This is a genomic window from Sphingomonas sp., assembly GCF_035910975.1.
In the GTDB taxonomy this organism is placed as follows: domain Bacteria; phylum Pseudomonadota; class Alphaproteobacteria; order Sphingomonadales; family Sphingomonadaceae; genus Sphingomonas.
This window is the reverse complement of record NZ_JAMHWM010000029.1, coordinates 1,015,379-1,028,986: the sequence shown is the minus strand read 5'-3', so window position 1 is coordinate 1,028,986 and position 13,608 is coordinate 1,015,379. Positions and strand designations below refer to the sequence as shown.

The following is a 13,608-nucleotide window of genomic DNA, read 5'->3' as shown; positions in this document are numbered from 1 at the left end:
GCTATGCGGATCGTGCCGGCGGCGTTCGTCGCGCTCGGGCTGGTGCTGGCGAGCGCGGGGTGCAAAGGCGGCGATGCCGCCGCGACGCAGGGCGCGCAGGCCGGGCAGGTCACCGTCACCATCCGCACGGCGAGCGCCGCGCACGCCTTCAGGGTCGAGGTGGCGAAGACCGCCGCCGAACAGCAGCGCGGGCTGATGTACCGCACCGATATCGCGAAGGACGGCGGCATGTTGTTCGCGCCCTATCCACCCGAGGGCGGCCCCCCGCGCGAGGCGAGCTTCTGGATGGAGAACACGCCGACCTCGCTCGACATCGTCTACATCCGCGCCGACGGCACGATCGCGCGGATCGCGGAGAACACCGTCCCATTCTCGCGCGATCCGATCCCCAGCGGCGAGCCGGTCGCGGCGGTGCTGGAAATCCTGGGCGGCCGCGCGGCGGAGCTGGGGATCGGCGAGGGCGACAAGGTGGAGTGGCCGCGGTAGGGGCGTGGGCTGAGCGAATGTCTGCTCTGCAGCGGCGGCTCGGCAAACGTTTCAATCGCTGACATGAGAAACGGCGTTAGCTGTTCAGCCCCGTCATCTGGTGGATCGGGTTGACGATGAGCCGGCCTGGGTCCTGGGTCCAGATCCTTGCGATGTAGCCGCGCTGCCCCAATCGGTAAACGTGACCCGGTCCCAATCTCTATGTCCCGCTCCACCACCAAGCAACGGCTCGACAGCGCGTGGGTCTTGCGTTACATTTCTGCCACAGTGCCAGATACCAACAGTTCCGAAGCGTCCCAGTCGATGCAGCGTGTGCGGGTGGCGATGACCGGCCTGGCGGCGGTCATCCTGCTGATCGGCGTGGCCAGCGCGGTGTTCAACTATGCCAGCGACGAGCCGCCGGTCACTGCGATCGGCGCGGCCAAGCCAGATGTCGTCGCCAACATGACGACCGGCCCGGTCGCCAACGTCACTGCCAACGAGCCGCTGGCCGAACTGGGCGTCGCGCCCAGCGCACCGCCGGCCGCCGACGTCAACACCGTCGAGGGGCAGCCGCGATAGCGGCGCGGGCCCTCCCGATTCCTCTGGAGGCGTCGCCGCGCCGCCCCTATCCTCCCGACGAATCGGAGGGGCAAATTGCTTGAATTCCTGGGTGCGGCGCCGAACGTCCTCTTTTCCGCCGCGATCCTGCTGACCGTGTTGATCGGCGTCGTCCAGTTGATCGGGCTCGGCGATTTCGACGTGGGCGCGGATGCCGACATCGACGCCGCGCCGCTCGCGTGGCTTGGCGTCGGGCGGTTGCCGCTGCTGATGCTGCTGGTCGTCTATCTCGCCGCCTTCGGGCTGATCGGGCTGGTCGGGCAGCAGCTGTCGGCCGATCTGTTGGGCACGCTCCAGCCGCTGTGGCTCGCCGGGCCCGCCGCCGCCGTTGTCGCGCTGCCGGTGACTGGCATCGCGGCGCGGCTGCTGGGCCGCGTCCTGCCGCGCGATCATACGACGGCGATCGATATCGAGGACCTGATAGGGCGCGGCGCGGTGATCGTCACCGGCCGCGCGACGCCGGGATCGCCGGCCCGCGCCCGCGCGGAGGATCGCCACGGCCAGCCCCATTTCGTGATGGTCGAGCCCGACAATCCCGGCCAGTCTTTCGAGGAGGGCGAAACCGTCCTGCTCGTCCGCCGCGAAGGCGACGCCTTCCGCGCGATCACCCGCGGCGACCACCGCCTGCCGACGCTTTGAGGATGATGCCGAATGAATGAAGTCGCGACGCAGGGAAGCTCGATGATCCCCTATCTGATCTATGCCGGCATCGGACTCGGCACGCTGCTGGTGCTCGGGCTGATCCTCGCGCGCCTCTATCGCCGCGCGTCGAAGGAGATCGGCTTTGTCCGCACCGGGCTGGGCGGCGAAAAGGTCGTCATCAACGGCGGCGCGCTGGTGCTGCCGGTGTTCCACGAAACGATGCCGGTCAACATGAACACCGTGCGCCTGGCGGTCGAGCGCAAGAACATGGACGCACTCATCACGCTCGATCGGCTGCGCATCGATGTGAAGGCCGAATTCTACGTGCGGGTGCGCCCCGACGCGCAATCGATCGCGATCGCCGCGCAGACATTGGGCATGCGCACGATGAACCCCGACGCGCTGAAGGAACTGGTCGAGGGCAAGTTCGTTGACGCGTTGCGATCGGTCGCCGCCGGGATGACGATGGCCCAGCTCCACGAGCAGCGCAGCGATTTCGTCCAGAAGGTGCAGCAGGTGTCATCGGTCGATCTGGCGATGAACGGGCTGGAACTCGAATCGGTCTCCCTGACCGGGCTCGACCAGACGTCGATCGAGCATTTCAACGCCAACAACGCGTTCGACGCCGAGGGTCTCACCAAGCTGACCGAGCAGATCGAACTGCGCAAGAAGGCGCGCAACGACATCGAGCAGGATACCCGCGTCCAGATCGAGAGCAAGAACCTGGAGGCGCAGCGCCAGTCGTTCCTCATCAGCCGCGATACCGAATTCGCCCGGCTGGAACAGGAACGCGAGGTCGAGATGCGGCGCGCGGTGCAGGCCGCCGAGGTCGCGCGCGAGCAGGCGCTGCGCTCTCAGGAATCCGATCAGGCACGGATCGAGGCCAAGAAGCTGGTCGACAGCCAGCAGATCGAGGCCGATCGCGCCGTTAAGGAGGCTCAGATAGCGCAGACCCAGGCGCTCGAACTTGCCCGGCAGGAACAGCAGATCGCGGTGCAGAACAAGAGCCGTGAGGAAAGCCAGGCCAAGGCCGAGGCCGATCGCGCCCGCGCCGAAGCCGTGGTGGCCGAGGAAGAGGTGGTCACCGCCCGCGATGCCGAGATCGCCGAACGTACCAAGCGGATCGAACTGATCGACGCCGCGCGCGAGGCGGAACGCGCCGCGATCGGCCTGCGCGTCCAGGCCGAGGCGGAGAAGGCCGCCGCCGCTGACCGTGCGGAGGCGGTGCGGCTGGTCGCGGAGGGCGAGGCGGAGGCCGCCAAGCTTCGTGCCGAGGCCGACCGCGTCCGTTTCGAGGTGGAGGCCGCCGGTCAGCGTGCGGTGAACGAGGCGGCGAACCTGCTGTCGTCCGACCAGATCTCGCTCCAGACCAAGCTCGCGCTGCTCAAGGTGCTGCCCGAGGTGGTGCGCGAGGCGGCCAAGCCGATGGAGGCGATCGACAGCATCCGCATCGTGCAGGTCGACGGCCTGACCGGACAGGGCGGCACCGCCGCCACCGCCGAAGCGGGCGCTGGCGATGGCGGCGACCGGAACCTCGCCAGCTCCGCCGTCAGCGCGGCGCTGCGCTACCGCGCGCAGGCGCCGGTGATCGACGGGCTGATGAAGGAACTGGGCTTTGACGGCGGGTCGCTCGAAAGCCTGGTGTCGGGCGCGGCAGCGGCATCGGTGCCGAAATCGGCCGCCGATCTCGTCAAGCCCTCGAAGCCGGCCCAGGAAAGGAAGGGCGGGGCGGCGTGACCACGCTGATCCTGCATGAATATGCGGCGTCGGGGAATTGCTGGAAGATCCGCGCCACCGCCGCGCTCGCCGGGCGCGCGATCGAGCGGCGCGAATATGACATCGTGAAGGGCAAGACGCGGACGCCGCAGTTCCTCGCGACCGTCAACCCCAACGGCCGGATTCCGGTGCTGCAGGTCGGCGACCGCTTCCTGCCCGAAAGCAATGCGGCGTGTGTCTATCTGGCCGATGGCACCGCGCTGGTCCCGGCGGAGGCCTTCGACCGCGCCGACATGCTGCGCTGGATGTTCTGGGAACAATATAATCACGAGCCGAACGTGGCGACGCTCAGGTTCTGGACCGGATGGGTCGGGCTCGACAACCTCTCCGCCGCGCAGGCCGCGCAGCTCGACGGCAAGCGGGCGGCCGGCGACGCGGCTCTGGCGCTGATGGACGAACATCTCGTCGCCCGCGACTGGTTCGTCGGCGACGGCGTGACGCTCGCCGACATCGCGCTCTATCCCTATACCGCGCGGGCAGGAGAGGGCGGCTTCGATCTCGACCGCTATCCCGCGGTGCAGGCATGGCTTCGCCGGGTGGCATCGCTGCCCGGGGTGCCAAATTTCTGACGCGATCATGACGGTGCGATGACGGCGTCCGCATAAAAGCGTAACATCGCCAAGGCATTGCCGCCCCAGGACCGACCGGCAGGGGGTGAGCCATGAGCGGAATCCTGACGTTTCCTTTCGACGGCGACGTATCGAGCATCGCCGATTTCGCCAATTCGCGGCCCCGCACGCCGGAACGCGACGTCGCGCGGCGGCGCTACCGCACGATCTGGATTTCCGACGTCCATCTCGGCACGCGCGGCTGCAACGCCGAACTGCTGATCGACTTCCTCGACCATGTCGACAGCGATACTCTGTACCTCGTCGGCGACATCATCGACGGCTGGCGGCTCAAGCGGAAATTCTACTGGCCCGATGCGCACAACGACATCGTGTGGCGCATCCTGAAACGGGCGAAGCGCGGCACCCGCATCGTCTACATCCCCGGCAACCACGACGAGATGTTCCGCCAGTTTACCGGGCTGAGCTTCGGCGGTGTCTCGATCCGGCGCCAGGCGATCCACGAGACCGCCGACGGCCGCCGCCTGCTGGTGCTGCACGGCGACGAATTCGACGCGATCATGCTGTCGCACCGCTGGCTCGCGCATCTGGGCGACGCGGCCTATGGACTGGCGCTGTGGGCGAACCGCTGGGTCAACGCCTATCGCCGCCGCGCGGGCCTGCCCTATTGGTCGCTCAGCAAGCACGCCAAGCACCGCGTCAAGAAGTCGGTCGAGTTCATCTCGCGCTTTGAGGATGTCGTCGCGGAAGCGGCGGGGCGGCGCGGCGTCGACGGCGTCGTCGCGGGGCACATCCACACCGCCGAGATCCGCGAGATTGGCGGGATCGCCTATTACAACGACGGCGACTGGGTGGAGGGCTGCACCGCGCTGGTCGAGCATCACGACGGCCGCATGGAGTTGCTCCACTGGGCCGAAGAGATCGCCGCGCGCGAGGCGGCTACGGTCGTAGCCCTGGCGGCGTGATGCGCATAGCGATCGTCACCGACGCCTGGGCGCCGCAGGTCAACGGCGTGGTGCGCACGCTGACGGCGGTGCGCGCCGAACTGGAGGCGATGGGCCATGCCGTCCTGATCGTGTCGCCCGATCGTTTCGCGTCGATGCCGTGTCCGACCTATCCCGAAATCCGTCTGGCCTTCGCGCGGCGATCGACGGTCGGCGCGATGCTGGCGGAATTCGGCGCGGATGCGGTGCACCTCGCGACCGAAGGGCCATTGTGCCTCGCCGCGCGCGGCTGGTGCCTGGCGCGGCGGCAGACCTTCACGACCGCCTATCATACCCAGTTCCCCGACTATGTATCGGCGCGGACCGGGATTCCGGCGGAGTGGATCTGGCGCTACATCCGCTGGTTTCACGCCCCCGCGGCGGCGATCCTCACCTCGACCCCGTCGATCCGCGCGACGCTGGCGGCGCACGGCCTGCATCATGCCGCGCACTGGGGGCGCGGCGTCGATCTCGCCGCCTTCCATCCCGGCGTCGCGCCGCATCCCGCGCTGCTTCATCTGCCGCGGCCGATCCAGCTCTGCGTCGGCCGGGTCGCGGTGGAAAAGAATATCGCCGCCTTCCTGGAAAGCGGGCATCCGGGCACCCGGATCGTCGTGGGCGACGGCCCGGCACGCGCCGGGCTCGAAGCGCGCTTCCCGGACGCGATCTTCATGGGGGCGCTGTTCGGTCAGGCGCTGGCCGGCGCCTATGCAGCGGCGGACGTGCTCGTCTTCCCCAGCCGCACCGATACCTTCGGGCTGGTGATGATCGAGGCGATGGCCTGCGGCACGCCGGTCGCCGCCTATCCGGTGGCCGGCCCGATCGACGTACTGACCCCGGATGTCGGCGCGATGGACGCCGATCTGGATGCGGCGATCGCCGCTGCCCTGACCTGCGACCGCGCGGCCTGCGCGGACCATGCCGCGGGCTTCACCTGGGCCGCCAGCGCCCGGCAGTTCCTGGCAGGGCTGGTTCCGGCGGCGATCGCACGGGCGGCCTGATCGCGCCTTGCCTAGCGCGGTCATCCGCACTAAGTCGCATCGGGCAATGTGGCCGCTCCTTCGATGGGGCGGCCCTTATCGTTTCTGGAGAACTCCGCATGGCCCAGCCGCTCATGCCCCATGCGACCGCCAGCTGGCTGGTCGACAACACCGCGCTCAGCTTTGAGCAGATCGCCGATTTCTGCGGCCTCCACATCCTGGAGGTGCAGGCGATCGCCGACGATACCGCCGCGACCAAGCTGACCGGCCGCGATCCGGTGCGCGCGCACGAGTTGACGATGGACGAGATCGAGAAGGGCCAGGCCGATCCCGATTACCGCCTGGTGATGCTGAAGGGGCCGGAACAGGTCCGCCGCACCAAGGGGCCGCGCTACACCCCGGTTTCGAAGCGCCAGGACAAGCCCGACGGCATCGCCTGGATCATCAAGAACCACCCGGAGATTTCGGACGGCGCGATCGGCAAGCTGATCGGCACCACCCGCACCACGATCGCGGCGATCCGCGACCGGACCCACTGGAACATCGCCAACATCGTGGCGAAGGATCCGGTGACGCTCGGCCTGACCAGCCAGCGCGAACTCGACGCGCTGGTCACCAAGGCGGCGAAGGCCGCGGGCATGGAAGCGCCGACCGACACCCGGCTGGAGGGCGACCGCGAGGCGCTGCTCGAACAGCTGCGGGCCGAGCGCGAACAGGCCGCCCGCGATGCCGAGGCGGCCGAGAACGGCGAAGTCGCCGCGCCGGTCGAGCACACGGCGGAGACGCTGTTCAAGAACTGACGGGCGGCCGGCGATTTGCGCCAGCAAATCGCGGACTCGCCACGACGGGCAGAGGGGTCGCGTAAGCGATCCCGTCTGACGGCGTGGCGTGACGGAACGATGTTCCTGCTTTAGCCTTTCCCCATCCGCCGACTCATCGGCGACCGGGAGAGCGAGCGCATGTGCGACGAACACACCGCCCACGACAACGAACTCTACCTGACCGACGCAGCGGTCAGCCGGCGGCGGTTCGCCGCGATCGCCGGCGCGGCGGGGCTGGTGGCGATGTTGCCCCGGCCCGCCAATGCCCAGGCGATTTCCGGCCGCGACGTCACGATCACCACGCCCGACGGCACCTGCGACGCCTATTTCGTCGCGCCCGCCAAGGGGCGGCATCCGGCGGTGCTGGTCTGGCCCGACATCATGGGGCTACGGCCCGCCTTCCGCCAGATGGCCGATCGGCTCGCCCAGTCGGGCTATGCGGTGCTGACCGTCAACCAGTTCTATCGATCGGTGAAGGCGCCGTTCCTGAAGGCGGGTGAGAGCTTCGACCAGCCTGAGGTGCGCGCGAGGATCATGCCGTGGCGGGCGTCGCTGACGCAGGACGCCACCCGGCGCGATGCGAGCGCCTTCATCACCTGGCTCGACAAGCAGAAGCAGGTCGATTCGAAGCGTGGCCTCGCCTCGACCGGTTACTGCATGGGCGGGCCGATGGTGATGCTGACCGCCGCCGACCATCCGGGCCGGGTGAGGGCGGGGGCCAGCTTCCACGGCGGCGGGCTTGCCACCGACAAGCCCGACAGCCCGCACCTGCTGGTCCCGAAGATGAAGGCCGGCTTCCTGTTCGCGGTCGCCGAGAACGACGACCAGCGCAACCCGAAGGAAAAGGAGCTGGTCCGCGAGGCGTTCGCCGCGGCGAAGCTGCCGGCGGAGATCGAGGTCTATATCGGCACGATGCACGGCTGGTGCCCGCCGGATAGCCGGGTCTACAACGCCGCCCAGGCCGATCGCGCATGGGACCGGATGCTCGCCCTGTTCAAGACGCAGCTTTGACGAAAGGCCCTATCATGAGCGATCTCACCCTCTACACCAATCCGATGTCGCGCGGACGGATCGCGCGCTGGATGCTCGAGGAGGTCGGGCAACCCTATGAAACCGTCCTGCTCGGGTATGAGGACAGCATGAAGGCGGCCGACTATCTGGCGATCAACCCGATGGGCAAGGTGCCGGCGATCGTTCACGAGGGGCGCACCGTCACCGAATGCGCGGCGATCTGCGCCTATCTGGCCGACGCTTTTCCCGACGCCGGGCTGGCCCCCGCAACCGATGCACGCGCCGACTATTACCGTTGGCTGTTCTTCGCCGCCGGCCCGCTCGAACAGGCTGTCACCAGTCGTACAGCCGGCTGGACGCCGACCGCCGAGCAGCAGCGAATGTTTGGTTTCGGCGATTACGACCGCGTTGTCGACGCGCTGGAAGGCGCGGTGAAGGCGGCCAGCGACGGCTGGCTGGCGGCGGATCACTTCACCGCCTGCGACCTGTATGTCGGCGCGCACCTGACGTGGGGGACGGGCTTCGGCACGATCCCGAAGCGGGACGCCTTCATGGCGTTCGTCGAGCGGGTCAACGCCCGGCCGGCGGCAAGGCGCGCGGCCGAGATCGACGACGCGCTGGTGGCGGGGATGAAGGCAGCCGCTTCGGCGTAGAAAAACGGGCGCGCCCTCCTGACGAAGGCGCGCCCGCTGGGCTCACGAGGAGTCGCTCAGATCACAGCTTGAAGCGCGCGCCGACGAGCAGGGTGCGGCCGAAGTGGTTGTTCTCGTAGTTCCGCTGCGCGTCGAAATCGGTGTAGCGATAGCGGTATTCGTCGGTCAGGTTGACGCCCTCCACCGACACTTCGACCCAGTCGGTCAGCTTGTAGCGAACCGACGCATCGACGTTCACCGTGCTGCCATAGCCTTCGAACACGTTGCCGGTCGCCGAATTGGCGTCGACATAGGGGCCGCGATACGACGCGCTGACGCGGGCCGAGAACTTCTTGTCCTCATAATAGAGCGTGCCGTTGAACGCCTTCTTCGACACGCCGAACAACGTCGAGGTGCGATCGGCCTGCACGTTGGGGCCCAGCGCGCACAGGCCGGTCGTCGCATTGCGCACGCACACGTTCTGGATCGGCCCGTTGACGCGGTAGGTGGCGTCCGACTTGATGAAGGTCGCGTTCACGATCCCGCCGAAGTTGCTGAGGATACCCGGCAGGAAGGTGAAGGGCAGCTGCAGCGCAACCTCGACGCCCTTCAGCGTTGCGCCGGTCCCGTTGGTGATCGACGTGATGTTCCACAGCCGGCCTTCGGGATTGATCGCGGCGGGGCTCGACGGCGGGATGATCGACGTCGGCAGGCCGGTCGAGGCGAAGGTGCCGCTGCGCGTCTGGCCGATCGGGAAGCTTTCGACATCCTTCTGGAACAACGCGACCGAGAAGATCGATTGCGGCGCGAAATACCATTCGGCGGCCAGATCGAACGCGGTCGCGCGGAACGGCAGCAGGAAGGGGTTGCCGAAGCTGACGTTGTAGTTGAATCCGTCGACCGATCCGCCCGGCGTCAGGCTGCCGAGCGACGGCCGGGTGATGACCTTGGCGATCGCGCCGCGGATGATGAAATCCTTGTGCGGGAACAGCGCGACGTTCATCGACGGCAGCCAGTCGTCATAGGTGCGGCCGACCGTCACTGCCGTGCCGCTCGACAGGCCGGTCGAGGACTGGTCGGTGTGCACGTAGCGGACGCCGGCGTTGGCGGCGAAGCGCAGGCCCAGCAGCTCGCCCTTGGCATCGAACTGGAGGTAGCCGCCCTTCACTTCTTCCGACACGCTGCGGGTGTTGCCCGCGTCGACAGCCGGGGTGCGGCTGTACAGCTTGGTGAAGTCGGCCGACGCCTGGAGGTTCGGGATCAGGAACTGGTTGGTCGTGCCGCTCGGCTGGCCGGCATCGCGCATCGTGAACAGCTCGCCCATGGTGCCGGCGGGGAAGCCGTAAACCGCGGTCGGGCCGAACAGGCTGGACGCCGAACAGGTCAGCGTGCCGAGCACGCGATCGACGCCGCCGTTGCCGCACACCACGGTATCGCGGGTGAACGCCTGCGATGCGAAGCTGAACTTGCGATAGACCGCGCCGGTCTTCACCGTGAGGGCGTCGGGCACCAGGTCCCATTCGGTGCGAAGCTGCGCCGTGCGGAACTTGTTGGCGACGTTCGACGGACGGTCGCGGATTTCGGCGAGCTGGAAATTGGCCGGATCGGTGACGCTGGTGCCGAAGGTCAACTTCGGGAAGCGCATGTCGCGATAGTCGTAGCTGTATCCTTGCGCGTCGCGGTCGTCGAAGACGAAGGTCGTTTCGCGCGGCACGTCGGCATCGGACTTGGAGAAGCCGCCGAGCAGGGTGAAGCGGAAATTGTCGCCGACATCCTGGTCCCAGGTTCCGCCGAGCTGATAGAATTTGGTGCTGGTCTGACGGAGATAATGTTCGGTGCGGACCCAGGCGTCGTTGAGCGTCGCCGCGATCATGTTGTTGTTCGAATCATACACCGGGTTGGTGATGTCGATCGAGCGTTCGTTGGAGCGCAGCAGCACCTCGCCCCACTTTTCCTCGCGGGCGGTTTTGAAACGTGAGAACAACCCGTCGATCGACACCTTGGTGGCGTCCGAAGGTGCCCATTGCACGCTGCCGGTAAGACCCAAGCGATCACGTGTGTGTGCGACTTCCCCGTAACGTGGAATACGGGGGTGGAAGGCGAGTGCGGCCTGATCGCAGGCTGCGTTCGGGAAATAGCTGCCGCCGGAATTGGATGCGGCGGTGGTGTAGGTGACGACGCCGGTTGTCTGGTCTCTCGTCGAGTTACGGAAGCACGGCGTCCCGCCCACCGAGTCGAAATAGGCCTGGCTCCACCGCACAGTATTGTTGCCAAGTTCGAGTGTCTTGAGCTTCTGGTAAGCGGCGGACACCGCGACGCCGAACGACCCCGACGGTGATTTCCAGCTGAGCAGCCCGGCGACGCGTGGCCCCCAGGTCTTCGCAAGATCGTTGTACGACCCGTTGGCCGATCCGACGACGGTGAAGCCGGTCTTGCCGCCCAGCGGGTTGCCGGTGTTGAGGTCGACGACCGCGCCCAGCGACCCTTCATCGAGTCCGGCCGAAGCGGTCTTGTGGACGACGATCGAGTTGAACAGCTCGGACGCGAACACGTTGAAGTCGAACGCGCGGTCGCGGTTGGATGCCTGGCCGTCGAAGGATGTCGCGATCGTCTCCAGCCCGTTGACGCGGACGCGGGTGAACTGCGAGCCGAGGCCGCGCACGGTGATCGCGCGCCCTTCGCCGCCGTCGCGCTGGATCGAGATACCGGGGATGCGCTGTAGCGATTCGGCCAGATTCTGGTCGGGGAACTTGGCGATATCTTCGGCGACGATCGCATCGACCGCCGAGATCGAATCGCGCTTCACGTCGAGCGCTGCGTCGAGCGAGGCGCGGAAGCCGGTGACGACGACGTCGCCGCTGGTGTCCTCCTCCTGCGGCGGGGCGGGCTGGGCGGTCTGCGCCGTCGCCGGCATCGCCAGCGCGATCGCCAGCGCCGCCAGGGAAACCGCGCCGCAGCGCCGCAATGTCGTGTCCTTCGCCATGCCCATTTTCCTCCCGGTCCCATATCCGGCCGCGCCGGCAAGTTTCTGACACCGGTGGCGGCGGAATCGCCGCAGGCTGGTCGTCGACAGCGTCGTTGCTACGCGTCCGGTCGGTCGGGGGAGCATGCGCCCAAGGGGCACGATCGTCAGCCACCCTCTCGCCCGGCGCGTTTCCCGCGCTCTCGATCGCCGGCCCTTGTCTTTTTTGGAAACCGGTGTCAGTCACGCATTTGGAACCGGCGGCGCGACATGTCAAGCTGCGCGGAAATCATGTTTCGGGAGAGTGGGCGATGGCCAAGGCGATGATTTGCGGGATGGCGCTGGCTATCGGGATCGGGCCCGCGGTATCCGCCCACGCGCCTCGATCCGCTCCTCAGCCCGCCGCGCCGCAGCTCGCCTTTCCCGGCGCGGTCGGCCCGGCCGCGACGACGCCGGGGGGGCGCGGCGGCCGCATCATCCGCGTGACCAACCTCAACGCCGATGGCCCCGGTAGCTTCAAGGCGGCGCTCGACACCAAGGGCCCGCGCATCGTGGTGTTCGAGGTCGGCGGCGTGATCGACATGGGCATGAAGGCCTGGGACATCAGGGAACCCTTCGTGACCATCGCAGGCCAGACCGCGCCGTCGCCCGGCATCACGCTCATCAAGGGCGGCATAGATATCCGCACCCACGATGTGGTGATGCGTCATATCCGCATCCGCACCGGCGCGAACGGCGAGGCGCAAAGGTCGGGCTGGGAGGTCGATGCTCTCTCCACGGTCGCCGCGCGCAACGTGATCCTCGACCACAACAGCTTCAGCTGGGCGGTCGACGAGAACATGTCGGCGTCGGGCCCGCGCTTCACCGGCAATACGGTGGAAGACTGGCGCAACGGCACCAGCCGCAACATCACCTTCAGCTACAACGCCGCCTATGAAGGGCTGGCCGACAGTTCGCACCCCAAGGGCGAACATTCCAAGGGCTCGCTGATCCACGACAATGCCACCGGCATCGTCATCTGGCGCAACCTCTACGCCCACAATGTGGAGCGCAACGCGCTGTTCAAGGGCGGCGCGCAGGGCGTGTTCGTCAACAACCTGGTCTATGATCCCGGCTACCGCGCGCTCCACTACAATCTGATGGCGTTGGAGTGGGAGGGGAAACCCTATGTGACGGGCGAGATCAGCGCGGTCGGCAACGTCTATCGCGGCGGCCCGTCAACCAAGGGGCGGGTGCCGTTCCTGATGCTCGGCGGCGACGGCGACCTGCGCTACCACGGACGCGACAATATCGCCGTCGACCTGCATGGCGAGCCGCTGCCGATGTTCGGCCGCTACGGCGAGACCAGGGCAAAGCTGATCGAGGTGGAGAAACCGGTGGTATGGTGGCCCGGCCTGCCGGTGCTGCCCGCGCGCGATGTCGAGACGCACGTCCTCGCCAACGTCGGCGCGCGGCCGTGGGATCGCGATGCCGACGATATCCGGGTGTTCTTCTTCGTCGCCGAAGGGCGCGGCGCGATCATCGACGACGAGAGGGAAGTCAGCGCCTATCCCGTCCAGAAGCCGACGAAGGCGCCCTTCGTCGAGGCGGACTGGAACCTCGACACCATGGAGCCGAGGTCGGGCCGCTATCCGGGCCAGACGCGCGACGTGCCGCAGGAGCATCTGTCGCCTCGCGACGCCGGGATGCGGCGGTGATCGCGGCGTTCGCGCTGGCGCTCCAGGCGAGTGCCGCGCCGGCGCTGCCGCCGATGGTCGTCATCGACGAGAAGGCGACGCTGCGCCGCGAGGCCCCGCCGCACGGCGCGATCGGGATGAGCAGCGCGTACCGCATCACCGACGGCGTGCCCCGGCGCAACTTCGAGTTCCGCCGCCGTATCCTCGACAGGGGCGCGGCGATCGGCGTCCACGGAATCGATCATGACGAGGTCTATTACGTCCTGGCGGGCGAGGGCGAGGTGGAGAGCGACGGCACCCGCGTCCGGCTCGGCCCCGGCATGACCGCCTATCTCTACGCAGGCGCGAAGGTCGGCATTCGCCAGACGGGCGGCAAACCGCTGTCGCTCATCATCGCCTATCCGCTGAAGGAACGGGTGGTGCAAAAGTAGGCGATCCGCGCCGCCCGCGCCCCGTACCGGTTGGCGGCG

The 13,608-nt window shown here is 67.7% G+C and carries 13 protein-coding genes; 12 read left to right on the top strand and 1 reads right to left on the bottom strand.

The features are described from left to right. The first annotated feature begins 3 nt into the window (after positions 1-3). The 10 genes from VYI76_RS11370 (at position 4) to VYI76_RS11325 (ending at position 8,521) form a co-directional block, all read left to right on the top strand. A complete protein-coding gene (locus VYI76_RS11370) occupies positions 4-486 on the top strand; it encodes a DUF192 domain-containing protein (protein ID WP_326525102.1) in 483 nt (160 codons plus the stop codon). 267 nt (positions 487-753) lie between these two features. Further along, positions 754-1,047 (top strand): hypothetical protein, encoded by a 294-nt coding sequence (locus VYI76_RS11365; RefSeq protein ID WP_326524855.1) that lies wholly within the window; start codon positions 754-756, stop codon positions 1,045-1,047. A gap of 75 nt (positions 1,048-1,122) precedes the next feature. After that, positions 1,123-1,725: a YqiJ family protein gene (locus VYI76_RS11360; protein ID WP_326524854.1), complete on the top strand. Its 603-nt coding sequence runs from the start codon at positions 1,123-1,125 to the stop codon at positions 1,723-1,725. Between the two features lie 12 nt (positions 1,726-1,737). Next, the gene (locus tag VYI76_RS11355) at positions 1,738-3,465 is read left to right on the top strand and encodes a flotillin family protein (RefSeq protein WP_326524853.1); all 1,728 of its coding nucleotides are present in this window, start codon (positions 1,738-1,740) and stop codon (positions 3,463-3,465) included. Further along, positions 3,462-4,073 carry a glutathione S-transferase family protein gene (locus tag VYI76_RS11350; protein ID WP_326524852.1) on the top strand — a complete coding sequence of 204 codons (612 nt, stop codon included), beginning with the start codon at positions 3,462-3,464 and terminating at the stop codon, positions 4,071-4,073. The genes VYI76_RS11355 and VYI76_RS11350 overlap by 4 nt, the downstream gene beginning before the upstream one ends. A gap of 92 nt (positions 4,074-4,165) precedes the next feature. Continuing rightward, positions 4,166-5,038 (top strand): UDP-2,3-diacylglucosamine diphosphatase, encoded by an 873-nt coding sequence (locus VYI76_RS11345; RefSeq protein ID WP_326524851.1) that lies wholly within the window; start codon positions 4,166-4,168, stop codon positions 5,036-5,038. Then, on the top strand, positions 5,038-6,057 hold the full coding sequence (locus VYI76_RS11340) for a glycosyltransferase family 4 protein (protein ID WP_326525101.1): 1,020 nt from the start codon (positions 5,038-5,040) through the stop codon (positions 6,055-6,057). The genes VYI76_RS11345 and VYI76_RS11340 overlap by 1 nt, the downstream gene beginning before the upstream one ends. Before the next feature lie 98 nt (positions 6,058-6,155). Then, entirely contained in the window at positions 6,156-6,836 is a 681-nt protein-coding gene (locus VYI76_RS11335) for a DUF1013 domain-containing protein (RefSeq protein WP_326524850.1), read from the top strand. 159 nt (positions 6,837-6,995) lie between these two features. Continuing rightward, positions 6,996-7,868, top strand: a complete 873-nt coding sequence (locus VYI76_RS11330; protein WP_326524849.1) for a dienelactone hydrolase family protein — start codon at positions 6,996-6,998, stop codon at positions 7,866-7,868. A gap of 14 nt (positions 7,869-7,882) precedes the next feature. Beyond that, positions 7,883-8,521: a glutathione S-transferase family protein gene (locus tag VYI76_RS11325; protein ID WP_326524848.1), complete on the top strand. Its 639-nt coding sequence runs from the start codon at positions 7,883-7,885 to the stop codon at positions 8,519-8,521. A 61-nt stretch (positions 8,522-8,582) separates the two neighbouring features. Here VYI76_RS11325 and VYI76_RS11320 read toward each other — a convergent pair whose 3' ends face one another. Then, positions 8,583-11,483, bottom strand: a complete 2,901-nt coding sequence (locus VYI76_RS11320; RefSeq protein ID WP_443018930.1) for a TonB-dependent receptor — start codon at positions 11,481-11,483, stop codon at positions 8,583-8,585. A gap of 290 nt (positions 11,484-11,773) precedes the next feature. Between VYI76_RS11320 and VYI76_RS11315 the strand changes: the two genes are divergently transcribed. Both VYI76_RS11315 and VYI76_RS11310 read left to right on the top strand, forming a co-directional pair. Beyond that, positions 11,774-13,159: a pectate lyase family protein gene (locus tag VYI76_RS11315; RefSeq protein ID WP_326524847.1), complete on the top strand. Its 1,386-nt coding sequence runs from the start codon at positions 11,774-11,776 to the stop codon at positions 13,157-13,159. 53 nt (positions 13,160-13,212) lie between these two features. Then, positions 13,213-13,569, top strand: a complete 357-nt coding sequence (locus VYI76_RS11310; RefSeq protein ID WP_326525099.1) for a cupin domain-containing protein — start codon at positions 13,213-13,215, stop codon at positions 13,567-13,569. Positions 13,570-13,608 lie beyond the last annotated feature (39 nt).